This window comes from Sphingomonas panacisoli, assembly GCF_007859635.1.
GTDB classification, from domain to species: Bacteria; Pseudomonadota; Alphaproteobacteria; order Sphingomonadales; family Sphingomonadaceae; genus Sphingomonas; species Sphingomonas panacisoli.
In genome coordinates this window covers 3,169,606-3,193,900 of record NZ_CP042306.1, presented here as the reverse complement: position 1 = coordinate 3,193,900, position 24,295 = coordinate 3,169,606, and the positions used below count along the sequence as shown (strand labels likewise).

Here is a 24,295-nt window from a genome sequence, read left to right as displayed (position 1 = left end):
GGGGCTGTGCGGGCGTAATCGCGTCCGTCCGGCGAGACAAAATGAGAATTGGTCCTGCTTTGGTTAGACCCAATTCCAGCGACAAGGGGACGGTCAATGGTCAAGTCACACAAGGCGCTCTTCATTTGCACCGCCAGTGCGCTCGCGATCGGGATGGCCGGATCGGCCGCCGCGCAGACGGCGCCGGCCGCCACGGTCGATGCCTCCACCGGCACCGGTGACGGCCAAACCACGACGACCGACAATCAAGGCGACGATATCGTCATCAGCGGTATCCGCTCGTCGATCGCCGCCTCGCTTGCGACCAAGCGCAATAACGACATCATCTCCGAAGTCGTCACTGCGCAGGACATCGGCAAGTTTCCCGACAAGAATGTCGCCGACTCGCTCGGCCGCCTGACCGGCGTCAACGTCGTGACCGGATCGGCGAATGCCGGCGGTTTCGGCGAAAACCAGTCGGTGTCGATCCGCGGTACCGACCCGACGCTCAACCTGACCCTGCTCGACGGCCATTCGGTCGCGACCGGCGACTGGTTCGTGCTCGACCAGACTTCGGGCGGGCGCAGCTTCGACTTCAGCCTGTTGCCGTCCGAAATCGTCGGTAAGCTCGAAGTGTTCAAATCCTCCCAGGCCGACCTGCCCGAAGGCGGCATCGGCGGCACGATCAACCTGTCGAGCCGCAAGCCGCTCGAGCTCAAGGCCAATTCGTTCAGCCTGACCGCGCAGGCGAACTATAACGACCTGTCGGCCAAGTGGCGCCCGCAGGTTTCGGGCCTCTACAGCTGGAAGAACGAGGCCGGCACGTTCGGGATGTTGATCGCCGGCTTCTATCAGGAGCGCGAATTCCGCCGCGATGGCCAAGAGTTTCTCGGCTACACGACCTATACCAACTTCGCCAATTCGGGCCAGATGGTCGCCGCGCCGAACCTGATCGGCGCCGCCTATTTCACGCAGAAGCGCGTCCGCAAGGGCGGCACGATCGCGCTGCAGTACAAGCCGGACGACCGGTTCGAAGTGAACCTCAACGCGATCTACACGCGGATGGACGCCAACAACGTCAACCGCAACTCGATGGCATGGATCAGCCGTGTCATCGCCAACAACTCGACCCCCGGCACGCCGGCCTATGCGTTGGCCAGCTATAAGGTCACCAACGGCTATCTGACGCAAGCGGCGTGGAACGCGACGACGACGAACGGCGCCGCGGTGCAGGGCCGCGTCCAGGACGACATCTTCCGCGACGCCTATTCATCGACCTGGGTCATCAACCTCGACGCCAAGTGGAATCCGACCGAGCGTCTGACCCTGTCGGGCGAAGTCGGTTATACCAAGGGCGAGGGCGCTACGACCGACACGTTCGCGTGGGAAACCTATTGGGATACCGGGGTCAGTTACACCAACGCCGGCAAGGGCGCGAACGTCACTTATCCGGGGCTGCCGACCGATCCGAAATCGGCCGCGTATCTCAACAATTATTACAGTTGGTCGTGGGGCGGGAAGATCCTGTCGCCGGATACCGAAACGTATGTCAAAGCCGATCTCGACTATAAGTTCGACGGCGATTTCCTGAAATCGATCAAGATCGGCGGCCGCTTCACCGACCATAAGCGCGAGGTGAACTACACCGCCTATTCATGGGCCGGGAACGGGGCCTATTCGGGGACCAAGACGGTTGGCCTCGGCACGGTGTTCAACGGCCAACTGACGCCCAGCAACTTCCTCGACGGTCTGATCGACTTCCCGCCGTATTCGGTCGCGGACAAGGACAAGACGCTGGCGACGCTCGCCACGCAGGGTGGCCGTCAGTTCGCTTTCTATCCGCAGGCGAGCTTCTCGGTGAAGGAAAAGACCAGCGCGGTCTATGCCATGGCCAAGCTGGGCAACGACAGCAACTGGCGCGGCAATATCGGCGTGCGGGCGGTCTATACCGACCTTAATACGCTGCAATATTCGCCGAACGCCGCGGTCGCCAACACGGTCACGCCGTTCTGCGGCACGTGCGGCACCGTCACGGTCAAGCGGCACTATTGGGATATCCTGCCCAGCGCCAACTTCACCTTCAACGCGACACCCAACTTCCTGCTGCGCGCCGGCGTGGCGCGCGTGATGACGCGGCCCGGCTACGCCCAGCTGGCCGGCGCCTTCACCGTCAGCGATCTCGCGCTGACGGGTAACGCCGGGGGTAATCCGAACCTCAACCCGTACCGTGCCTGGAGCTTCAACGCGGCGGCCGAATGGTATTACGCGCCGTCGTCGCTGCTCTCGGTCAACCTGTTCTACCTCGACATCTCGTCGTACATCACGACCTCGACCTCGACCCAGTTCCTGATCACGCAGCAGCACCCGGCGGGCGCGAACTTCCTGATCACCGGCCCGGTCAACGGTCCGGGCGGCACCAACAAGGGCGTCGAAGTCAATTGGCAGCAGCCGATCTATGGCGGCTTCGGCCTGCTTGCGAACTACACCTACGCCGATGCCAAGGCGTCTAACGGCGATGTCATCGACGGCAATTCGAAGCACACATTCAACGTCACGGCCTATTTCGAAAACTCGCTGATCTCGACGCGCTTCGCCTATACGTTCCGGTCGAAGTTCCGCTCGGGCATCGATCGCGCGACCCCGATGTGGCAGGACGATTTCGGCACGCTCGACGGCTCGCTGACGGTCAACGTGACCAAGTGGTTCGCGCTGACCGCCGACGCGCAGAACCTGCTCAACCACAAATTGTACTACTTCGTCGGCGATCCCTCGATCCCGCGCGCCTACTACAATAACGGCCGCACCTTCTGGGTCGGCGGCAAGGTCCACTTCTAACCTCTGTCGCGCATCGGCAAGACCGAATAGGATCACCCGATGCGCAACTTCCTGATCGCCGCCGCCATGTTGTTCAGCATGCCGGCGGCGGCGCGGACGGAGCCGGTTCCTCCACTGCTGCCGTTGCCTGCGGTCGTCACGCCGCAGGCCGGCAGCTTCTTTTTTCCCGCGCGACAGTCGCGGCGGACGACGCCGGCGGGCAGGCGGCGGCGCGGCGGCTGGCCGAACTCGTCGCGCGGACCGGCGGACCAAAGCTGGTGATGGCGAAGAGCGGTACGATCCGCTTTCGCCGGGATCCTTCGATCCAGGGCGACGAAGCGTATCACCTGCGCGTGACGTCGGCGGGCATCAATATATCGGCATCGACCGACATCGGGCTGTTCTACGGCGCGACGACCCTGTGGCAGCTGATCGCCGGATCGACAGATGGCCGCATCGGCGCAGTGTCGATCGACGACGCCCCCGCCTTCGCCTGGCGCGGCGTGATGCTCGATTCCGCGCGCCACTTCCAACCGGCCGCGTACATTAAGCAGCTCATCGACCGCATGGCGATGGACAAGCTCAACGTGCTGCACTGGCATCTGACCGACGATCAAGCCTGGCGCATCCCGATCGACAAATATCCGCGATTGATATCGGTCGGCGCGTGGCGCCAGCCCGCTGGAGCCGCCGGATTCGACGCCAGCGGCAAGCCGGTCCGCTACGGCGGTTTCTACACCAAGGCCGAGATCCGCGACATCGTCGCCTATGCCGCCGCGCGCCACATCACGGTCGTGCCAGAGATCGAGATGCCGGGCCACGCCACCGCCGCGATCGCCGCCTATCCGCGGCTCGGTTCGACCGCGACGCCGCCGACCACGCCGACATCGAGCTGGGGGGTGATGTACAATCTGTACAACACCGACGACGCGACCTTCGCCTTCCTGGCCGACGTGCTGGACGAAGTGCTCGAGCTGTTCCCCTCGCGCTACATCCATGTCGGCGGCGACGAAGCGGTGAAGGACCAGTGGATCGCCGATCCACGCGCGGCGGCGCGAATGAAGACGCTCGGCATCACCGATTACGAGCAGCTCCAAGGGTGGTACATCGCGCGGATCGGCGACTATCTCGCCAAACGCGGGCGTAAGCTGGTCGGCTGGGACGAGATCCTCGACGGCAAGGTGCCGCCGTCCGCCACGGTGATGTCGTGGCGCGGGATCGACGGCGCGATCAAGGCGGCCAAGGCGGGCCATGACGCGATCCTCGCGCCCTCGCCCGATTTCTACATCGATCACATCCAGAGCGAGTCCGACGACGAACCGCCGGGACGCGGCGGCGTGATGGACTGGAAGCATATCTACACATTCGACGTCGCGCCCGCCGCGCTGACGGCGATGGAGCGCAAGTATCTGACCGGCGTGCAGGTCAATCTGTGGACCGAGCACGTCCGGACGACTGCATACGCCGACCGCATGCTGTGGCCGCGCGCGGCGGCGCTGGCGGAATTAGGCTGGACGCCCACCAGACGGCGTGACTGGAGCGGGTTCGCGGCGCGCCTGCCCGCCGAGTTCGCGCGCTATCGGCGGCTCGGGTTCGCGTACAATATGACCCCGCTCGAGCCGCTCGCGAGCTTCGATGCCGAGGATGGCAAGCTGACGGTCAAGCTGCGCCAGCCCGCCGGCGTCGGTATGTTGCGCTACACGACCGACGGCACCACGCCCGTCGCGACCTCGCCGGCCTATGATGGCAAGCTGACGTTGAACGAAGGGACCAAGCTACGCGTGCGCGCATTCGCTGGTGCGGCCGCGCTCGGGATGGGTCGCGACTGGACGATGGCGACGGCGCTCATTCGGACGCGGCGCGCGGGTGAGATGGATCTGTGTACCTCTGCGGTATCGTTGCGGCTCGAGGATGACGGCGCGACCGAGGGCGTGCGCCGGGTGCATTGGGGCGACATCTTCCACCCGTGCTGGATCTGGAAGCAGGCCAAGCTCGACGGCATCGCGTCGCTGTCGGCCGAGGTCGGGCAAGTGCCGTTCAACTTCTCGATCGGCGCCGATCTGGCGAAGGTCGTGTTCGACAAGCCCCGCACGCCGGGCGGCGAACTTGAGGTGCGGCTCGACAGTTGCACCGGCCCGGTCGTCGTCAGCATCCCGCTAGGCGCGGCGACGCGGAACAGCGGCGTCAGCACGATCGCCGGCGCGTTGCCGCAGCGTACCGGACGCCACGATCTATGTATGACCTTCACGCAAAGCGGCCCCGATCCTTTATGGATGCTCGATCGGTTGACCCTGGTACCCGCGCGATGAGCGTGACGATCGCCAGCCCGCTGGCCGGCTGGGCGACGCCTTTGTCCGAGGTGCCCGATCCGGTCTTCGCCGAGAAGATGTTGGGCGATGGCATCGCGATCGACCCCGTCGAGGGCCGATTGGTCGCGCCCGGCGCGGGTGTCGTCGTGTCGGTGCATCCGGCGGGGCATGCGGTAACGTTACAGCTCGACGCCGGGCCGTTGCTGCTGATGCATATCGGCCTGGAGACGGTCGGGCTGGCGGGCGTCGGATTCGCGCCGAAGGCTACGGACGGGCAGCGGGTGGCGGCGGGTGATCCACTGATCGAGTTCGATCTGGACGTCCTCGCACGGAAGGCAAAAAGCCTGATCACGCCGATCATCGTCACCAACGGCGATGCCTTCGCACTGGAGACGTCGGTCGTCGAAAGCGCAGTCGCGGCGGGCGACCCGGTGATGACATGGCGTGCCACCGGCACGACGGCAGTGGATGCCGCCGCGGACGCGCCGATCACGACACGCGCGCTCGACCTTCCGCTCGCGCACGGTCTCCACGCCCGGCCCGCGGCGCGCATTGCCAAGCTGGCGGCGGACTATCCGGGCCCGATCGAGATCGTCGCACCATCGGGCAAGGCCGTATCGGCGCGGAGTGCGGTCGCGATGCTCGCACTCGCCTTGCCGCACGGCGCCGCAATCACTGTGCGCGGCAGTGATCCCGACGGCGTGGCGGCAGTGGCGGATCTGCTGGCGAGCGGCATGGGCGAACTGCGCGCGGTCGCTGCCGCGCCGGAAGCGGCGACGGAAACGGTCGGCGAACTGCCCACGACCCTGACCGGCGTCGTTGCGGTCGCGGGCGTCGCAATCGGTCCCGCATTTCGCGTGATCGATCCCGCTGCCGAAGTTTCCGAGCAAGGCCAGGGCATCGACACCGAACGTGCGGTGCTGGTCGCGGCGAAGCATAAAGTGCGCACCGATCTCGATCGCGAAGCGGCGGGCAAGGGCGATGCAGCGGAGATTGCGGGGGCGCATCTCGCGTTGCTCGACGACCCGGAACTGGCCGCCGCCGCCGCCGCCGCGATCGGCGAGGGCAAGAGCGCGGGCTTCGCATGGCGCCAGGCGATCGGGCGTTTTGCCGACCAATTGCGCAGCGCAGGCAATGCGCGCTTCGCCGAGCGGATCGACGATCTCGAGGATCTCGGCCGGCGCGTAGTGATGGCGATCCATGGCGGGCCTGAGCAAGCGCCCCCACCGCCCGGTGCGATCCTGGTCGCCGACGATCTCTATCCCTCGCAACTAATCGCGCTGGCGGATGCCGGCCTGGCGGGGATCGCGACGGCTCGCGGCGGCGCGACGTCGCATGCGGCGATCATCGCCGCCGGCCTGGGCATCCCGATGCTTGTGTCGCTTGGCGCAGCGCTGGGCCGCGTCGAACCCGGAGTCGAGCTCGCGATCGAGCGTAGCATGCTCTCGATCGCGCCGGACGCTTCGGCGGCAACCACGTTGCGCGATCGGATCGCAACCCGACAGGCGCGCCGTCAAGCCGCACTGGCCACGGCATCACACCCTGCGGTCACGACCGATGGCGTCCGCATCGAGGTGTTCGTCAACCTCGGCTCCGCCACCGATGCCCGCCGCGCGGTCGAGGAGGGCGCCGAGGGATGCGGGCTTCTGCGCACCGAATTCCTGTTCCTCGATCGCGCGACGCCGCCCGACGAAGAGGAACAGCGCGCAGCGTATCAGGCGATCGCCGACGCGCTTGACGGCCGGCCGTTGATCGTCCGCACGCTCGACATCGGGGCGGACAAGCCGGCACCGTATCTACCACAAGCTGCCGAGGAAAATCCGGCGCTGGGACTCCGCGGCATCCGCCTCCAGCTCGCGCGCCGCGACTTGCTCGATACGCAACTGCGCGCGTTGTTGCGGGTGAAGGCACCGCTCAAGCTGATGCTGCCGATGGTCGCCGACCGCGCCGAACTCGCCGAAACGCGCAGGGCGCTTGCGAAGCATGCCGCCGATCTCGGCATGGCGGCACCGCAGCTGGGCATCATGGTCGAGACCCCCGCCGCCGCACTCACCGCCGCCAGCCTTGCCGCCGAAGCAGATTTCTTCTCGATCGGCAGCAACGATCTCGCGCAATATACCCTCGCGCGCGACCGCACCAATCCGGCGGTGGCGGCCGGGCTCGACGGGCTGCACCCGGCGGTGTTGCGGCTGATCGACGAGACCGTACGCGGCGGCAACGCGCATAAACGCTGGACCGGCGTGTGCGGCGAGCTTGCCGCCGATCCGCAGGCAGCGCCGTTGCTGATCGGGCTCGGCGTCACCGAACTGTCGGTGCCGGGCGCGGCGGTGGCCGAGACCAAGGCGCTGGTCCGTACGCTCAACCTCGCACAGTGCCAGGCGCTTGCCGCCCGCGCACTGATCGCCGCCGACGCGCATGCCGTCCGCGCCCTCGTTTCGGAGCAAGGCCAATGAAGCTGTCGCTGCAATCGCTCCAGCCGCTCGGCCGCGCGTTGATGCTGCCGATCGCGGTGCTGCCGGTCGCAGGTCTGCTGCTGCGGCTCGGCCAGCCCGATTTGCTCGACATCCCCTTCATCGCCGCCGCCGGCGGGGCGATTTTCGACAATCTCGGGCTGTTGTTCGCGCTCGGTATCGGCGTAGGTATTGCGAAGGACAATAACGGCGCGGCGGGGCTGGCCGGGCTGGTTTGCTTCCTCGTTGCGACGCGCGGGGCGATGACCTTGCTCCACGTACCGCCTGAGACGACCGCAAACCTCGCCAAGGATATCGCCGCCCTCGCCGACGCGGCCTGGCGCGAAAAGGCGATCGCCAAGTTGTCGGTGCCGATCGGCATCGCCTCGGGATTGCTCGCGGGCGCATTCTACAATCGGTACGCGACGATACGCTTGCCCGAGTATCTGTCGTTCTTTGGGGGTCGGCGGTTCGTGCCGATCCTGGCGGGGTTCGCCGGGCTGGCGATCGCCGCGATCGTCGGGTTCGGGTTCGCGCCGATCAACGGCGGAATGGACACGCTGAGCACCGCCGTCGTCAATTCGGGGACGACCGGGCTGTTCATCTACGGCGTGCTCAACCGGTTGCTGATCGTCACCGGGCTTCACCACGTGATCAACAACGTCGCCTGGTTCATCGTCGGCGACTACAACGGCGCGACCGGCGACCTGAAGCGCTTCTTCGCGGGCGATCCCAGCGCGGGCGGGTTCATGTCGGGGTTCTTCCCGGTGATGATGTTCGGCCTGCCCGCCGCGTGCCTCGCCATGTACCGCGCCGCCTTGCCCGAACGGCGCAAAGCGGTGGGCGGGATGCTGAGCTCGATGGCGCTGACGGCATTCCTGACCGGCGTGACCGAGCCGATCGAGTTCAGCTTCATGTTCCTCGCGCCGTTGCTCTACCTGATGCACACGGTGCTGACCGGGGTGGCGATGGCGCTGATGCATGTGCTGGGCGTGCATCTGGGGTTCGGTTTTTCGGCCGGGTTCATCGATTACGTGCTGAACTTCGGCAAATCGACGCGGCCGCTGCTGCTGATCCCGGTCGGGCTTGCTTATTTCGCGGTCTATTATGCGACGTTCCGCTGGGCGATCACGCGGTTCGATCTCAAGACACCGGGCCGCGAGCCGGAGGTAGTGGCGAGCGACGCTGCCGCCTTGCCAGTCGAGCGCGGTAAGGCGTTCGTGATGGCGTTGGGCGGCGCGAGCAATCTGGCGAGTATCGACGCCTGCACGACGCGCTTGCGCTTGGTGGTGCACGACCAGACCAAGGTCAGCGAAGCGCAGCTAAGAACACTGGGCGCCAAGGGATTTATTCGGCCGACCGTACAGGGACTGCAAGTCGTACTCGGCCCGATCGCGGATTCGGTCGCGATGGAAATGCGCGATGCGGCGGGGCCGTTGACCGCCGTTTCGGAGAGTGCCGAAATAACCAAGCCGGGAGGATCCGTCGAGATCGGTCCCTGGCTGGCGGCATTCGGTGGCAGGGACAATCTGGTCGGGGCGGGCGCCGCATCGAGCCGCTTGTGGGTCGATCTCGCCAACCCATCGCTGGCGGACGAAGCGGCATTGCGCGCGCTGGGCGTGCGGATGATCGCGCGGCCGAAGGCGAACGCGTTTCACCTCATCATCGGTGGCGACGTGTCGGGGATCGCGGCGGGGCTTCAGGCCACGTAGCCGCCGCGCGCGATCGCTTCCGCCAGAATCGCACGCGCAGGCGCGAGTTGCTCGGCATAGTTCTGCCACCGTCCGATCGAACGGTCGTTGAGCGGCTCCTGCACCTGCGCATAGCTAGGGGTCGGGGCGAAACGGCGGCTTTCGTGAAAGGCGAGCTGCGCGGGTTCCGCCGCCAAGCCGATATGCGCCATCAGCGCGTCGGTCTCGGCCTGTTGCGCGGCGACGAAGCTTTCGTATCGAACCGTGTGCACATTGTACCGCGTCAGCCACTCGGCTGTCAGTGGGTCCATCGCCGCGAAATGTGTTGCCGCATCCTCCAGCCGGTATCCGCAATCGAAGCCGTGGGTGAAATCGTGGCTCATCGCGGACACCATCACGTCGAGCGGATGTCGCTTCACGACAACGAGCGGGGCGGCGGGGAAGACTAGCCGCAGCAACGGCAGATACAATTCATTGAGCGGCATCTTGTCGGTGAAGAATGCGGCGTCGCGATCGATCAGGCCGAACGCCGCGGCGCGTGCGAGATAATGGTCGCGTAGCTCGGTCGCCGAGCTGATTCCTCGCTCGACGAGGGCGCCGAGTTCAGCGACGAACGGCAGTTCCCCGCCGGCACGAATGCGCGAATGGCTCGCAAGCACCTGTTCGGTCAGCGTTGTGCCTGAGCGCGGGAAGCCGAGCATGAAAATCGGTTGGGGTACGTCGCCCCGCAGCGACGCGGGTTCAAGCGAGGCATCGGAGAACAGCGCTCGCTGCTCGGCAACAAGTCGCGCCACGCCGGCGCGATCGTAGTGACGCCCCGATCGCGCCGCGAGTGCCGCTTTACCCGCCGTGAAATCCACCCAGGCTTCGTCGAACCGGCTCGCCCTGTCGCGCAACCGCCCGCGCTGGAGCAAGGCGGCGCCCGACAAGTCGCGTTCGGCATCGAGCAGAGCCAGTCCCGCGCGCCAATCCACCGTACGCGACAGCAACGTCGCGCGTTGCAACGTCACGTCGCTGCCCTGCGCCTTCGCCAACCGCTCGGCGCGGTCAAGCATGGCGGTCGCTTCGTCATAGCGCCGCGTCTGTTCGAGCAGTTCGGCCAGCCAGGCGATCGGCGGGAGCGTGTCGGGCATCGCGGCGACCGCTTTGCGTAGCAGCGGCTCGGCGGCGTCGAGCGCGCCCTGCCGGTGCAGATTACGACCGAGATTGGCGAGCAATTGGGGGTGCTCGCCAGCAACCGCGATCGCGTGGCGCAGCAACGCGGCGCCCTCCACCAGCTCCTCGCGCTCGGACAGCAGATTGCCCAGCATCATCGCCGCGTTGGCATTGTCGCGATCGGCGGTCAGCGCGGCGCGGCACACCGTCTCGGCTTCTGACAAGCGCCCGGCCTCGAACAGCAATTCGGCGAGGTCGTCATACGGCCAGCGCCGCTCCGGCGCGACGGCGATCGCCCGCCGCAGCCACATTTCGGCACCTTGTTCATCTCCCCCCGAGCGTCGCGCCAGCGCCATGATCTCGATTGCGTCGAGCGTTTCGGCATCCTCGGCCAGCACCGATCCCGCCAGTCGTTCGGCGTCGCCTAGCCGACCGGCGCCGAACGCCGCGCGGGCGTCGGCGATACGGCGATCGGTCTCAGCGCTGGGCAAGCGGCACCATGGCTGAGCGATAGAGCGACGCCACCCGAAAGTCACCGCGAAGTCGCTGGTTGAGAACGTTCACACTACAGCTTGACATGCTCCGTCCGCTGCGCGACCGCCGGGGTTCCGGAAGCGGCGAGACCGATCGGGAGAGGTTGGATGTTCGGGCCGATAGCTGTTGCAATGGCGCAAGTCGCCAGCCTCGCCGCGACCAACTATTCGGTCGATGTGCCGATGTCGGCGCCCGCCGCGAAACCGGATTGGGCCGACGAGTTCGACGCCAAGCGGATCGACGCCGCCAAATGGCGCTTCGACACGTCGCGCAACAAGCAGGGCTGGTTCAACAACGAGAAGCAATATTACGCCGCCGACCGCGCAGAGAATGCGCGGATCGAGGGCGGCGCGCTGGTCATCGAGGCGCGACGCGAGCGTCTGAGCACCAAACGCGACTGGGGCGGGCAAGACTATAGCTCGGCCAAACTGGTCAGTCGTCGGGCGTATGGATACGGCTATTACGAGGTCCGCGCCAAGCTGCCATGCGGGCGTGGGACATGGCCGGCGATCTGGCTGTTGCCATCCACCGGAACGTGGCCCGATCAGGGCGAAATCGACCTGATGGAAATGGTCGGCTGGCAGGCGAACGTCGTGCATGCGACGCCGCACAGCGGCTTGTTCAACCACACCAAAGGGACGCAGCGCGGCGCCGAGGTCACGGTGCCGACGGCGTGCCGCGAATTTCACCTTTATCAACTCGACTGGCGACCTGATGCGATCACGATCGGCGTCGATGGGCGCGGCTATATGCGGGTTGCGAACGATCAGCCGGGCGGGCTCGGCGCGTGGCCCTTCGTGCGGCCGTACAACCTGATCCTCAATGTTGCGGTCGGTGGCGATTGGGGCGGGGCGAAGGGCGTCGACGATACCGTGCTGCCGCAGCGGATGACGATCGACTACGTTCGCTACTGGGCGCGATGAAAATAGGCGTCGAGTACATCGGTAGCGAGCGCGAGCCGCTCGTCATGATCGACGATTTCGCCGCCGATCCCGATGCCTTGCGCAGCATCGCGATCACCGCGCGGTTCGGCCCGGCGGCGCATCACTACCCGGGAATCCGCGCCGATCTGCCGGCCGACTATCCGCCGGTGCAGGTGCCGATCATCGCCGACGTATTGCGGGATGTGTTCGGTCAGCCTGGCGCGGTCGAGGTCATCGATGCGAGCTATTCGATCGTCACCACGCAGCCTGAGGACCTGTCGGTTAACCAGCGTCTGCCGCATTGCGACGCGTTCGATCGTGGCCGAATAGCGTTGGTCCACTACCTTTCGCCGGACGGCGGGGACGGTACTGCGTTCTTCCGTCACCGCTCGACGGGATTCGAGACGGTCGATCGATCGCGTGCGGTCATCTATACCGGACAGCTCGACGCCGAACTGCGCCATGGCGGGCCGCCGCCCATGTCCTATGTCGCTGCCGATACGCCGCTGTTCGAACGGACGATGCTGGCCGAGGCGCGCTACAACCGCGCGCTGATCTATCGCAGTTACGCGCTGCACAGCGGGGCGATTTCGCGGGGCGCATCGTTGTCGCCAGATCCCGAGACCGGGCGGTTGACGATCACCGGCTTCCTGTCGATCGGAGGATAAGGATGGCGTTAAGTCCCACACGGCGATCGGTCGTCGCGGGCATCGCCGGGACGATGATCGCCGGCCGCGCTGGCGCCATCGCGACGCGCGATCCCGATCTCGGCCCCAACGTCCTGATCGTCGATCCGTCGATGCCGCGCGCAGCCGTACAAGCTAGGCTCGACGCGACCTTCAAGGCGATGGAAAGCGCGCATTTCAGCGACGAGCGCCACGCGATCCTGTTCAAGCCCGGCCGCTACGAGCTCGACGTCAATGTCGGGTTCTTCACGCAAGTCGCCGGGCTTGGTGCGCTGCCCGGCGATGTCGAGATTGCGGGGCATGTCCATGTCGAAGCCGATTGGCTGAAGGGCATGGCGCTCGACAATTTCTGGCGTGGTGCGGAGAATCTCAGCATCACGCCGCCCGACGGCATGGATCGCTGGGCGGTGTCGCAGGCGGCGCCGTATCGGCGCATCCACCTGCGCGGCGATCTGGTGCTCGATGACGGTGGCTGGTCGAGCGGCGGATTCATGGCCGATTGCCGGATCGACGGGATCATCCGTTCGGGCAGCCAGCAGCAATGGTTCACCCGCACCAGCGATATTCGCCGCTGGGAGGGGTCGAACTGGAACATGATGTTCATGGGCGTCGATGGCGCGCCCGCGACGAGTTTCCCCAAGCCGCCCTATACCAACATCGCGACAATGCCCGTGATCCGCGACAAGCCGTTCCTGCATGTGACGAAGGCGGGCGACTGGGCGGTGTTCGTGCCGGCGGTGCGTCGCGATGCGCATGGCGTGAGTTGGGGCGACGGTCTGCCGCCGGGCACGTCGATCCCGCTGTCTCGCTTCCTGATCGCGACACCGACCATGACCGCGCGGCAGATCAATGCGGCACTGGCGCGGGGCAAGCATCTGTTGCTGACGCCGGGCATCTACCGGCTCGATGCGCCGCTGCGGATCGAGCGCGCCGACACCGTCATGCTCGGGCTTGGGCTGGCGACGTTGCTGCCGCAGAACGGCAGCAAGGCGATCACCGTCGCCGACGTGCCGGGCGTCGTGCTTGCCGGGATGCTGATCGACGCCGGGCCGGTGATGTCGCCGGTGCTGGTCGAAATCGGCCCGCGCGGATCGAACCGCGATCACCGCGCCAACCCGACGTCGTTGTCCGACGTCTTCTTTCGCGTCGGCGGGGCGGTGCTCGGCACGGCGGACACGTGTCTGGAGGTCAACAGCCACCACGTCATCGGCGACCATATGTGGATATGGCGCGCCGATCACGGCGATCGCGCCAACGGTCGGGTCGCGGTCGGCTGGGACAGGAATGTCGGCAATCAGGGGCTGGTCGTGAATGGCGACGACGTGACGATGTCGGCTTTGTTCGTCGAGCATTTCGAGAAATACCAGACCTTGTGGAATGGCGAGCGCGGGCGGACCTGGTTCTACCAGAACGAACTGCCCTACGATCCGCCCAGCCAGGCCGCCTACATGGCCGGGACGACGCGCGGCTGGGCGGCGTACAAGGTCGCGAACACCGTCTCCGACCACCAGGCGGTGGCGATGGGCATCTATGCGAACTTCACCGCGGACCCGAGCATCGTGCTCGAAAGCGCGGTCGAGGCGCCCAGGAAGCCCGGCATACGCTTCGCCAACCTCACGACGATCTCGCTCGGCGGCGGCAAGGGAACGATCGCGCACCTGGTCAACGATGCCGGCGAGGCGGCGCGACCGGGGGCGATCAAACAAACGTTGGTCAGCTATCCCTAGCGCCGGCCCCGTACGGCGAGGATCGCGAGCCCGCCGCAAAAGGTCAGCACGACCAGCACCAGCATCAGCAATCTGAAATCGCTCGGCGTCGCCAATGCCCACGTCAGAAGCGGTCCGAGCAGCGACGGCAGCGTGTTGGTCAGGTTGAGCAGCCCGAGGTCGCGCCCGCGATGACGCGGGTCTGGGAGCAGCTGGATCGAAAATGCATTGTGGAGCGGTAGGAACACGCCCGCCCCCACCGAATAGATCGCGAACGAGATCGCGCCGCTGGTCCAATCGCCGGCGAAAGCCATGCCCAGCAAACCCAACGCAGCCACGGCCGCCGCGCCGAACAGGAATGGCTTGCGGCGGTCGATCCGGTCGGACAGCCGTCCGATCGCGACGGCCACCGGCAAGGCGATCGCGAAGGATAATGTCAACAGATGCCCGATATTCGGCGGCAAAGCGCCCGTTGGTTGGGATGCCTCGATGCTCTCGAAATAATAGAGCAGATAAAGCTGGAGAATGACGCCCGAAATCTGGACGAGCAACCGCGCCGCCCAGGCGAAGGCGAGATCGCGGCGCGCCCCGACCACTGCGGCGCGCGGGGAATCCACGATCGGTAGCGGTTGGCTGCGCGTGATCAGTAGTGGGGCGATGCAGGTGGTGAAGGCGACGACGACGATCGCCAGCCGCGACCCCTCGCTCAGCGTGCTCATGCTGACGACCACCGCCAGCACCGCCGACGAAATCGGATTGGCCAGCGCGAGCAGCCCGCCGGTCAGGCCGTTCTGCGCATCGGGAATCTCGTCGGCCATGATCGCGTAGAGCGGATTGAGCGTCGCGTTGAGCGCGGCCTGAAACGCGATCGTCGCCAGGATGATCGCGGTCGGCGTCGGCGCGACCGCGATATAGGCGTAGGACAGTGAAGTCGCGACCACGCCGCCCGCTACCCAGCGCCGCCGCCCGCCGCCGCGCGCGACCGATCGATCGCTTAGCCAGCCGAACAGGATGTTGGACAGGCCTGCCGCGGTCGATCCCGCGATGACCGTCGCGGTGATCAACGTGATACGCCCATCGCCCACGACCGCTTCGATCTTCATCGGCAGCAAGAGCGTGAGGAGCGGCAGGAAGCCGATCACCCCGCCGGCATTGGCGATCGCATAGATCAGCAGGAAACCGAGCGAGCGGTTGCCGCCGGTCGGCAAGGGGGCGGCGCGGCGCATCATCGACCCATCGATGATGCGCGCACCCGCAGAAATCGGCAACTAACTTAAGGCTTCATCGTCGCCGGATCGATCTTGACCGTCGTCGTCATCCCACGATCGGTCGCATCGTGCGCCAGCGCGACGCGATACGTTCCGCCCTTGATCCGCCAGCCGGGCAGCGCCGTGTCGAAATCGGCGAGAATGCGCGGCTCGGCGGTCAGCGTCACGCGGCGTCCTTTACCCGGCTTCAGCGTCACGCGCTGGAATCCCGCAAGCCGCATCGGCGTGCTCGATCCGTCGCGCGACACGTAAAGCTGCGGCACGTCGGCGCCGGCGCGCTTGCCGGTGTTCACGACTTCGAACGACACGGTCAGTGTCTTCCCGCCGCTCACCGTCAGGTTGCGATAGGCGAAGTTGGTGTAGCTGAGCCCGTAGCCGAACGGGAATAACGGCGTCTGCTTCTTCTTCTCGTACCAGCGATAGCCGACGTCCGATCCCTCGATATAATCGACCGGATAGCTCTCGCGCTTGTCGAGCCCGACCGGGGCGGAGCGCGGCGCCTGGTCGGGGGTCGCCATGAAGGTGATCGGCAGCCGGCCCGACGGGTTGACCTTGCCGGTCATGATATTGGCGATCGCCTCGCCGCCGCGCTGGCCGGGATACCAGGCCTCGACCACAACCGGCACGCGCGCGAGCCACGGCATTAGCACTGGGCCGCCGGTCTCCAACACGACCGCGGTCTTGGGTTGTGCCGCAGCGACCGCCTCGATCAGTGCGTCCTGGCCGTAGGGCAGCGACAGATCGGGGACGTCCTGCGCCTCGGTCGCCCATTGCGTCGCGAACACGATCGCGAGGTCGGCCTTGCTGGCGGCGTCGGCGGCAGCGGCCTTGTCCTGCCCGTCGACGAAGGTGATCACGGTGCCGGGCATCGCCGCGCGCAACGCCCTGAGCGGCGACGAATTGTGGTACGTGATCCGCGCGAACGAGGCCGCCGCGCCGCTGCTCAGCGGAATCTCGACCGGCACGCCGCCGACCGACCGCACCTGGCTCGACCCGCCGCCCGACAGCACGCCGACGTCGGCGCGCCCGCCGATCACGACGATCCGCTTCACGCCGGCGAGCGGCAGGATGTTGCCCTCGTTCTTGAGCAGGACGATCCCGGCCTCCGCCGCGCGTTCGGCGACCAACGCGTTCTTGGCGTAGGGGATCGGCAACAGCTTTTCGGGGACCGGATTGTCGTACAGCCCGGTCTCGATTAGCCCGGTCAGATAGCGCACGACCATGTCGTCGAGCCGCTTCTCGCTGACCTTGCCCGACGTGACGTCCTCGCGCAGCGGCGCGTCGAAGAAGATTTTGCTGTCGAGCTCCTGGCCCGATTGCTGGTCCAGCCCGTTATTGGCAGCCTTCGCGCTAGAGTGCACCGCGCCCCAATCGCTCATCACCCAGCCGCGATAGCCCCAGTCGCGCTTCAAGACCTTGTTGAGCAGCCAATCGTTCTCGCACGCATAGTCGCCGTTGACCTTGTTGTACGCGCACATCACCGATCCGGGATTGCCCTTCTCGATCGCGATCTGGAACGCGAGCAGGTCGCTTTCGCGCAAGCTCGCTTCGTCGATCCGCGCGTCGAGGATGTGGCGGCCGGTCTCCTGCGAATTGAGCGCGAAATGCTTGATCGTCGATACGATGCGATTCGACTGGACGCCCTGGATGTGCGCGCCGGCCATCAGGCCCGCGAGCAACGGATCCTCGCCCAAATATTCGAAGTTGCGGCCGTTGAACGGGTCGCGCGTCAGGTTGACGCCGCCCGCGAGCAGCACGCTGAACCGCTTGGCGCGCGCTTCGGACCCGATCATCACGCCGCCCGCGCGGGCGATCGCGGGATCGAAGCTCGCCGCGGTCGCGAGGCTGGACGGAAGCGCGGTCGCGACGTCGCCTTTGCGCTGTTCGATCTGGTTGGCGACGCCGAGCGACGCGTCGCTCTCGCGGATCAGCGGTACGCCCAGCCGGGGGATGCCGTCGATATGGCCGGCCGACGGGATCAGTTCGTTGGTCGTCTTGCCCTTGGCGGCAGGCGGGAACAGGCCGTGAACCAGCGCGATTTTCTCGTCGAGCGTCATCTTCGCGACGATCGCCTCGGCGCGCGCGCGAGCGTCTGTCGATCGGGACACGGCCGGGGCACGCTCCGCCTGCAAAGCCTGTGCGCCAGCGACCGCCAGCAACGATGCGCCCAGCAGCATTGCTGCGATCCGATTCGACATCATCCTCTCCCCGTTACGCGGTGACCCCCGTGCGCAGCGTTGCTCGCTTGCCACAGGTTTTCCCAACCTCGCTCATAGACAGCACAGTTTGGGAACGTTCACAATCTATTATGGCCGGACACTTAGCTGCTTGACAAAATTCCGTGTGATTTTATTGTGAACGTTCTCAAACAAGCGCGGGCAGAACCGTGCGACAAAAATGGGGAGGTTCGATGCGCAGCTTCACAGCCGGTTCGCGTCTTTTTCTGAGTGTTTCGGCCATCGCGATCGCGGCGATGCCTCAGCTTGCGGCGGCGCAGGATGCGCCCCAGGCGCAGGACGCCCCGCAGGATCCTTCCACCGCCAGCGACACCAGCGGCGATATCGTCATCAGCGGTATCCGCGCCAGCTTGCGCAACTCGATCGCGATCAAACGCGATGGGCAGGGCGTGGTCGATGCGATCTCCGCCGAAGAAATGGGCAAGTTCCCCGACACCAACCTGGCCGAATCGCTGCAGCGTATTACGGGCGTGTCGATCGATCGGTCGAACGGCGAAGGCCAGTTCGTCACGGTCCGCGGCTTTGGCCCCGAATACAATCTCGTCACGCTGAACGGCCGTGCGATGCCGACTTCGACGATCGGCGACGGCAACAGCGCGCCGTCGTCGCGATCGTTCGACTTCGCCAACCTCGCGTCGGAAGGCGTCGCCGCTCTCGAAGTGTACAAGTCCGGCCGCGCCTCGGTGCCGTCGGGCGGCATCGGCTCGACGATCAACATCCGCACGCCGCGGCCGTTCGACAAGCCCGGCCTGCGCGGGTCGATCTCGGCCAAGGGCGTCTACGACCTGTCGCAGAACGGCAAGAACGACATCACGCCCGAAGTGTCGGGCATCATCAGCGACACGTTCGCCAACGACCGGATCGGCATCCTGCTGACGGGGTCGTATCAGAAGCGCAAGTCTAGCTCCAACACCGCCAATGTCGGCTGGCGCGACGGCTATCTCGGCAACGAGAACAATTGGGGTTCGCTGGCCATGGCGCCGGATCCCCGCGCCGCGAACATCACCAACCGCCCCAAGGCGACCGACGTCTACGAAGTGCCGCAAAACGCGTCGTACGACCTCAACGACATCAACCGCGAGCGGATCAACGGCCAGCTGACGCTGCAATTCCGTCCGGCCGACAATCTGACCGCGACATTCGACTACACCTATGCGCGTGAGACGGTCGAAACGCGCAATGCCAATGTCGGCATCTGGTTCAACCACAACGACACGTCGAGTTCGTGGACCAACGGTCCGGTCGCCGGTCCGATCTTCTACACCGAACGCTTCGGCCAGAACGAGGGCAAGGACCTCTCCTATTCGAGCGCGCTGACCGCGTATCGCAGCATCAACAAGTCGATCGGCGGCAACCTGGAGTGGAAGGCGCCGGGCGGCGTCACGATCATCCTCGACGCGCACCATTCGACCGCTGAATCGAAGCCGAACAACGTCTACGGCAACAGCGTTTCGGTCGGCACCGCGATCTTCGGCATCCAGAGCCAGACGGTGAATTTCGACAAGGACTTCCCTGTCATCTCGGTGACGATGTATCCGGCGAGCGACCGCCTCAACAAGGCGCTGATCACGCCGACCGGCAACGCGTTCCGCAACTCGTACTTCAAGGACGAGATCAACCAGTTCCAGATGCGGGGCAAGTACGAGCACGACCAGGGCTTCTTCGACTCGCTCGATTTCGGCCTGGGCTATCTCGATAACAAGGTTCGCTCGGCCTATAGCGTGTTGCAGAACGACACGTGGGGCGGCTTGCCCAACGGCGCCGCAACGGTGCCCGACGACATCTTCAACCTGGTCACCATTCCCGACAAGTTCACCGGCATCAGCGGTTCCGGCGACCCGGCGGTGATCCCGTCCTTCTACAACTACAATTTCGAACGGCTCGTCGGAATCCTCGACCAGGCGTACGGGATCTGCGGCGGCGACGGGAACTGCCTGACGCCGTTCACGACCGATCGGCGCATCCGCGAAAAGACGATGTCGGCTTATGTCCAGTTCAACGGCAAGTTCGACGCCTTCTCGCGTCCCGGTCACCTGATCGCGGGCCTCCGGTACGAGAATACGGTGATCAAGTCGTCGGCGCTGGTGCCGATCCCGGTCGGATCGCGCCAGAATTCGGCCAACGAATTCAACATCCTGTACGCGACGCAGAACAGCTTCACGACCTTCTCCGGGTCGTACAACGAATGGCTGCCGTCGGTCGATTTCGACATCGAGCCGCTGAACAACGTCAAGTTCCGCGCGTCGTACAGCCACACGATCACCCGGGCCGGTTACGACCAGTTGCAGGGCGGCCGCACGTTCGATCAGCTGTTCCGCATCGGCGGCGGTACCGGCGGTCAGGGCAATCCGGGGCTGGTCCCGTACAAGTCCAAGAATATCGATGCGTCGCTCGAATGGTATTACAAGCCTGACAGCTACATTTCGGCGGGCTTCTTCCACAAGAACGTGTCGAACTATATCGGCACGACGCAAGTCACGGTCACTGCACCGGGCGTGACCAACCCGGCGCTCGGACCGCGGACCGCCGCGGCGCTGGCCGCGCTCGGACAGAACGCGACCTACGCGCAGATCGCCGCCTATATTTCGGCCAATTATCCCGGGACCGTGACGCCGCAGGGCTTCATCCTCGGGACGGCGGCTGACCCGCTCGTACCGTTCGTCATCTCGCAGCCGTTCAACAGCAAGGACACGGCGACGATCAACGGGTTCGAGTTCGCGGTGACTCACACGTTCTGGAACACCGGCTTCGGCACGATCCTGAACTATACGATCGTCAACAGTAACCGCGACTACAACAACACGTTGCCCGCCAGCATTTCGCAGTTCGCGATAAACGGCGTGTCGAACAGCGCCAACGCTGTCCTGTTCTACGACAAGAACGGGTTGCAGGCGCGTGTCGCCTATAACTGGCGCGACAAGTTCCTTGCGGGCGGCGGAACCAACCCGTTCTACATCGAGGCGTACGGCCAAGTGGACGCGAGCGCGAGCTTCGAGGTTGTCAAAGGCGTGACGATCTTCGCCGAAGGCATCAACGTGCTGGGTGCCGACCGTCGCGGCCATCGCCGGTCGGAACGCAACGTCACCTTCGTGACCAGGCAGGATGCCCGTTACGCGGCGGGCCTGCGGTTCTCCTTCTGATCAACCTCTTCACAGTTCGATCCTCCACTAAGCCACCCTCATCGCGAGGGTGGCTTTCTTTTCATCCCGGTGGCAGGTCGCAGAGATAGAGAGTCGGAAATAAGCGCCGCGTGGAAACTCCCGTGAACAGGCCCGTGAACCGGATCGTGATCGTCGGCGGCGGCACCGCCGGCTGGCTTGCGGCCTGCCTGATCGCCGCACGGTCGGATACGGCGGCGGCCATGCCGATCTCGGTGACGCTGATCGAATCTCCCGACGTTCCGACGATCGGCGTGGGCGAAGGCACCTGGCCGACGATGCGCCGGACGCTAGAGCGTATCGGAATCGCCGAGGCCGAGTTCCTGCTCGCCTGTGATGCGTCGTTCAAGCAGGGGTCGCGGTTTGACGGCTGGCTGACGGGCGCGGCGGGTGACCACTATTTTCACCCGTTCACCCCGCCGGTCTCCGGCGATCCGCGCGGCGTCGTGGCGGCGTGGCAAGCCGACGCGGAGCGGCCGTTCGCCGAAGCGGTGTGCGCGCAGCCGGCGATGTGCATGCGAGACTTGGCGCCGCGCCAGCGTGCGATGCCCGATTATGCCGGCGCGCTGAACTACGCTTATCACCTCGATGCGGGGAAGCTTGCTGCCTTGCTCGCGAAGCACGGCGTCGAGCGGCTCGGCGTGCAGCATGTTCGCGACCATGTGACCGCCGTCGAACAAGCCGTGGATGGCGACATCGCCGCGGTGCGGACGCGCGACAACGGCGCGGTTTCGGGCGACCTGTTCATCGATTGCACCGGCCACGCCGCATTGCTGATTGGTGGGACCTACGGCGTCGATTTCATCGACCGCAGCGGCGAATTGTTCAACGACCGCGCGCTCGCGGTGCAGATGCTCGTCGCACCCGGCAGCGCGATCGGATCGCAGACCAACGCGACCGCGCACGAAGCGGGCTGGATCTGGGACATCGGTCTGCCGACGCGGCGCGGCGTGGGGTGCGTCTATTCGTCGCGGCACATGAGCGACGATGACGCGGCGGCGACGCTCCAGGCGTATCTGCGCCGTGCCGGCTTCGACGACATCCCTGCCTTCCGCCGGCTGAGTTTCACCTCCGGGCACCGCGCGCGGTTCTGGGAGCGCAATTGTCTTGCGGTCGGCCTGTCGGCGGGGTTCCTCGAACCGCTCGAGGCGTCGGCGATCGTGATGATCGAATTGTCGCTCAACGAGCTGCTCGATAATTTTCCCGCCACGCGCCCCCTGATGGATGTGCATGCGCGACGCTTCAACGACCTGTTCCGCTATCGCTGGGATCGCGTCGTCGAATTCCTCAAGCTGCACTACGTCCTCAGCCGCCGCGACGAGCCCTATTGGCGCGAGCATCGCGACGCCGCGAGCATCCCGCCGCGGCTCGCCGATCTCCTGCGCGTATGGGCGCACCAGCCACCATCGATCGCCGACTTCCCGGCGGTTGAGGAAATCTTCCCCGCGGCAAGCCATCAATACGTGCTCTACGGCATGGGCTTTCCGCCGCCCGCGGCATCGCCGATCGAGCTCGACGCCGCCGTGCCGTCGCTATCGCAGGTCGATCAGCGCGCCCGGTCCCTGGCCGCCAGCCTGCCCACCAACCGCGCCTATCTCGACGACCTGCGCGCCACCAACCTTCCCGCCGATCTGGATTTGACCGCCTGACATGACCGACCACGCGCTTCTCGATTCGACCACACACCGCGACCTGCGCGTCCGGACCGCGCGCGGCGCCGAACTGGGCGACGCGGTGATGGCATGTATCACCGTGCCCGACGAGTTCCGCCAGGTGCAGGACGACTATCCGATCCTGTTCCGGCTCGACGTCGAACGCGACAATTTCACCGCGCTCGCGATGTTCGGGTTCGAGAATGGCGAGAATCTGTACCTCGACGGCGATCGCTGGGATGCGTCCTACATTCCGCTCGCGATCGGGATTCAGCCGTTCCTGATCGGCGGCACGCCCGACGAGACGGCGGACAAGCAAGTCCATGTCGATACGGCCAGCCCGCGAATCGCCGTCGGCGAAGGCATGCGCGTGTTCGACGAGGACGGGCGACCGACGCCGTATCTCGAATCGATCGCCGAAAAGCTCGGCGCGCTCGATGCCGGCTATCGCGGGACCAACGATTTCTTCGCCGCGCTGCGCCGCCACAATCTGCTCGAGCCGCTGACGCTCGAGATCACGCTCGACGACGGGTCGATCAACCGGCTGGTCGGGTTCCACGTGATCGACGAAGCGCGGTTGTCCGAACTCGATGCCGCGACGCTCGGCGAGTTGAGCGAGGCCGATCATCTGATGCCGATCTTCATGGCGGTGGCGTCGATCGGGCGACTGCGCGATCTGATCGCGCGCAAGAACCGACGGAACGCCAATGGCTGAAGCCGATCCCGGCATCTTCGGCACGCTGGCGCGCATCCCCGAGGTCGCGATCGACGGACCGGCGGCGCTCGACGCGCAACTCCGCGCGGCAAAGGGGCCGTTCGTCGTCCGCGAATTGGTCGCGGACTGGCCCTTGGTGCAAGCCGGTAAGAGTTCGGCCCGCGAGGCGCGCGACTATATCGCCCGTCGCCGCCGCGACCGGCCGTTCACCGTGTCGGTCGGTGAGGCCGGCAGCGACGGGCGGATGTTCTACGACGCCGCGATGGCGATGAATTTCCGCACGATGCGCGCGAAACTGCCCGAGATCTTTGCCAAGATCGATGAGCTCGGCGACGAGGAATTGCCGATCTACCTCGCGTCGATCGATCTGCACGAATATTTCGACGGCCTGCACGAAGCCAACCATGTCGATCTTGGCGACCGGGTCACGCTCGACAGCATCTGGATGGGGACGCGTACGCGGATCGCCGCGCATAACGACATTCCCGACAACCTCGCCTGCGTCGCGGTCGGGCGGCGGCGGTTCACGTTGTTCCCGCACGAACAGTTCCGGAACCTCTACCTCGGTCCGATCGACAACACGCCCGCCGGTCGCGCGGTCAGCATGGTCGATTTCCATGCGCCCGATCTCGGCGCCCACCCCCGCTTCAGTGAAGCGCTGGCGCATGCGCAAGTCGCCGAACTGGCGGCCGGCGACGCGCTCTACATCCCGGCGATGTGGTGGCATCATGTCGAAGGGCTCGATCCGTTCAACGTGCTGGTCAATTACTGGTGGCGCGAAACGCCGCGCTGGCTCGGCCAGCCGCAGGACGCGCTCAACCATGCGATCCTCGCGATCCGCGACTTGCCCGACGATGCGAAAGCGCGATGGCGCGACCTGTTCGACTATTACGTGTTCGGCAATGGCGACGACGTCACCGCCCATATTCCCGAGGAAGGACGCAGCATTCTCGCTCCCTTGAATCCTGAGACGGCGGGTCGGATCCGTGCCTTCCTGTTGCGGCAGCTCAGCCAGTGA

The 24,295-nt window shown here is 65.7% G+C and carries 15 protein-coding genes; 12 read left to right on the top strand and 3 right to left on the bottom strand.

Annotation, left to right across the window (positions count from 1 at the left end; genetic code table 11):
• Nucleotides 1-96: 96 nt before the first annotated feature.
• Genes FPZ24_RS15870 through nagE form a run of 5 tightly spaced genes read left to right on the top strand, consistent with a single transcriptional unit; the run spans nucleotide 97 to nucleotide 9,264 of the window.
• Nucleotides 97-2,814, top strand: coding sequence for a TonB-dependent receptor (locus tag FPZ24_RS15870; protein WP_186728912.1), 2,718 nt, complete (start codon nucleotides 97-99; stop codon nucleotides 2,812-2,814).
• 39 nt (nucleotides 2,815-2,853) lie between these two features.
• Entirely contained in the window at nucleotides 2,854-3,075 is a 222-nt protein-coding gene (locus tag FPZ24_RS15865) for a hypothetical protein (protein ID WP_146573621.1), read from the top strand.
• Nucleotides 3,033-5,102, top strand: a complete 2,070-nt coding sequence (locus tag FPZ24_RS15860; RefSeq protein WP_240047715.1) for a family 20 glycosylhydrolase — start codon at nucleotides 3,033-3,035, stop codon at nucleotides 5,100-5,102. Before FPZ24_RS15865 ends, FPZ24_RS15860 begins: the two co-directional genes overlap by 43 nt.
• A complete protein-coding gene (ptsP, locus tag FPZ24_RS15855; protein WP_146573617.1) occupies nucleotides 5,099-7,555 on the top strand; it encodes a phosphoenolpyruvate--protein phosphotransferase in 2,457 nt (818 codons plus the stop codon). Before FPZ24_RS15860 ends, ptsP begins: the two co-directional genes overlap by 4 nt.
• Entirely contained in the window at nucleotides 7,552-9,264 is a 1,713-nt protein-coding gene (gene nagE, locus FPZ24_RS15850) for an N-acetylglucosamine-specific PTS transporter subunit IIBC (protein ID WP_146573615.1), read from the top strand. Before ptsP ends, nagE begins: the two co-directional genes overlap by 4 nt.
• On the opposite strand, the gene FPZ24_RS15845 is transcribed toward nagE, so the two are convergent.
• Nucleotides 9,252-10,889, bottom strand: coding sequence for a tetratricopeptide repeat-containing sulfotransferase family protein (locus FPZ24_RS15845; RefSeq protein ID WP_146573613.1), 1,638 nt, complete (start codon nucleotides 10,887-10,889; stop codon nucleotides 9,252-9,254). The two genes, nagE and FPZ24_RS15845, sit on opposite strands and share 13 nt — an antisense overlap.
• A gap of 150 nt (nucleotides 10,890-11,039) precedes the next feature.
• On the opposite strand from FPZ24_RS15845, the gene FPZ24_RS15840 reads away from it, so the two are divergent.
• From FPZ24_RS15840 to FPZ24_RS15830, 3 genes are read left to right on the top strand one after another with little or no spacing between them, the layout of a single operon-like run.
• Nucleotides 11,040-11,855 carry a glycoside hydrolase family 16 protein gene (locus FPZ24_RS15840; RefSeq protein WP_186728911.1) on the top strand — a complete coding sequence of 272 codons (816 nt, stop codon included), beginning with the start codon at nucleotides 11,040-11,042 and terminating at the stop codon, nucleotides 11,853-11,855.
• A complete protein-coding gene (locus tag FPZ24_RS15835) occupies nucleotides 11,852-12,523 on the top strand; it encodes a DUF6445 family protein (protein WP_146573609.1) in 672 nt (223 codons plus the stop codon). Before FPZ24_RS15840 ends, FPZ24_RS15835 begins: the two co-directional genes overlap by 4 nt.
• Before the next feature lie 2 nt (nucleotides 12,524-12,525).
• Nucleotides 12,526-14,268, top strand: coding sequence for an adenylyl cyclase (locus tag FPZ24_RS15830; RefSeq protein ID WP_240047518.1), 1,743 nt, complete (start codon nucleotides 12,526-12,528; stop codon nucleotides 14,266-14,268).
• Here FPZ24_RS15830 and FPZ24_RS15825 read toward each other — a convergent pair.
• Together FPZ24_RS15825 and FPZ24_RS15820 are read right to left on the bottom strand one after the other, a co-directional pair.
• The gene (locus FPZ24_RS15825) at nucleotides 14,265-15,473 is read right to left on the bottom strand and encodes an MFS transporter (protein WP_146574633.1); all 1,209 of its coding nucleotides are present in this window, start codon (nucleotides 15,471-15,473) and stop codon (nucleotides 14,265-14,267) included. The genes FPZ24_RS15830 and FPZ24_RS15825 overlap by 4 nt on opposite strands.
• Nucleotides 15,474-15,520: 47 nt before the next feature.
• Nucleotides 15,521-17,713 carry a beta-glucosidase gene (locus FPZ24_RS15820; RefSeq protein WP_146573607.1) on the bottom strand — a complete coding sequence of 731 codons (2,193 nt, stop codon included), beginning with the start codon at nucleotides 17,711-17,713 and terminating at the stop codon, nucleotides 15,521-15,523.
• Between the two features lie 212 nt (nucleotides 17,714-17,925).
• On the opposite strand from FPZ24_RS15820, the gene FPZ24_RS15815 reads away from it, so the two are divergent.
• The 4 genes from FPZ24_RS15815 to FPZ24_RS15800 all read left to right on the top strand — a co-directional run bounded on the left by FPZ24_RS15815 (nucleotide 17,926) and on the right by FPZ24_RS15800 (nucleotide 24,295).
• A complete protein-coding gene (locus FPZ24_RS15815; RefSeq protein WP_146573605.1) occupies nucleotides 17,926-20,892 on the top strand; it encodes a TonB-dependent receptor in 2,967 nt (988 codons plus the stop codon).
• Between the two features lie 122 nt (nucleotides 20,893-21,014).
• On the top strand, nucleotides 21,015-22,559 hold the full coding sequence (locus tag FPZ24_RS15810; RefSeq protein ID WP_146573603.1) for a tryptophan halogenase family protein: 1,545 nt from the start codon (nucleotides 21,015-21,017) through the stop codon (nucleotides 22,557-22,559).
• A 1-nt stretch (nucleotide 22,560) separates the two neighbouring features.
• Nucleotides 22,561-23,277, top strand: a complete 717-nt coding sequence (locus FPZ24_RS15805) for a SapC family protein (protein ID WP_146573601.1) — start codon at nucleotides 22,561-22,563, stop codon at nucleotides 23,275-23,277.
• Nucleotides 23,270-24,295, top strand: a complete 1,026-nt coding sequence (locus FPZ24_RS15800; protein WP_146573599.1) for a cupin-like domain-containing protein — start codon at nucleotides 23,270-23,272, stop codon at nucleotides 24,293-24,295. The genes FPZ24_RS15805 and FPZ24_RS15800 overlap by 8 nt, the downstream gene beginning before the upstream one ends.

Excerpts from the sequence above, each read along its gene's own strand:
- nagE (WP_146573615.1), top strand. The coding sequence starts at position 7,552 with ATGAAGCTGTCGCTGCAATCGCTCCAGCCGCTCGGCCGCGCGTTGATG.
- FPZ24_RS15815 (WP_146573605.1), top strand. The coding sequence starts at position 17,926 with ATGCGCAGCTTCACAGCCGGTTCGCGTCTTTTTCTGAGTGTTTCGGCC.
- FPZ24_RS15805 (WP_146573601.1), top strand. The coding sequence starts at position 22,561 with ATGACCGACCACGCGCTTCTCGATTCGACCACACACCGCGACCTGCGC.
- FPZ24_RS15835 (WP_146573609.1), top strand. The coding sequence starts at position 11,852 with ATGAAAATAGGCGTCGAGTACATCGGTAGCGAGCGCGAGCCGCTCGTC.
- FPZ24_RS15820 (WP_146573607.1), bottom strand. The coding sequence starts at position 17,713 with ATGTCGAATCGGATCGCAGCAATGCTGCTGGGCGCATCGTTGCTGGCG.
- FPZ24_RS15825 (WP_146574633.1), bottom strand. The coding sequence starts at position 15,473 with ATGCGCCGCGCCGCCCCCTTGCCGACCGGCGGCAACCGCTCGCTCGGT.
- FPZ24_RS15865 (WP_146573621.1), top strand. The coding sequence starts at position 2,854 with ATGCGCAACTTCCTGATCGCCGCCGCCATGTTGTTCAGCATGCCGGCG.
- FPZ24_RS15840 (WP_186728911.1), top strand. The coding sequence starts at position 11,040 with ATGTTCGGGCCGATAGCTGTTGCAATGGCGCAAGTCGCCAGCCTCGCC.
- FPZ24_RS15870 (WP_186728912.1), top strand. The coding sequence starts at position 97 with ATGGTCAAGTCACACAAGGCGCTCTTCATTTGCACCGCCAGTGCGCTC.
- FPZ24_RS15800 (WP_146573599.1), top strand. The coding sequence starts at position 23,270 with ATGGCTGAAGCCGATCCCGGCATCTTCGGCACGCTGGCGCGCATCCCC.
- ptsP (WP_146573617.1), top strand. The coding sequence starts at position 5,099 with ATGAGCGTGACGATCGCCAGCCCGCTGGCCGGCTGGGCGACGCCTTTG.
- FPZ24_RS15830 (WP_240047518.1), top strand. The coding sequence starts at position 12,526 with ATGGCGTTAAGTCCCACACGGCGATCGGTCGTCGCGGGCATCGCCGGG.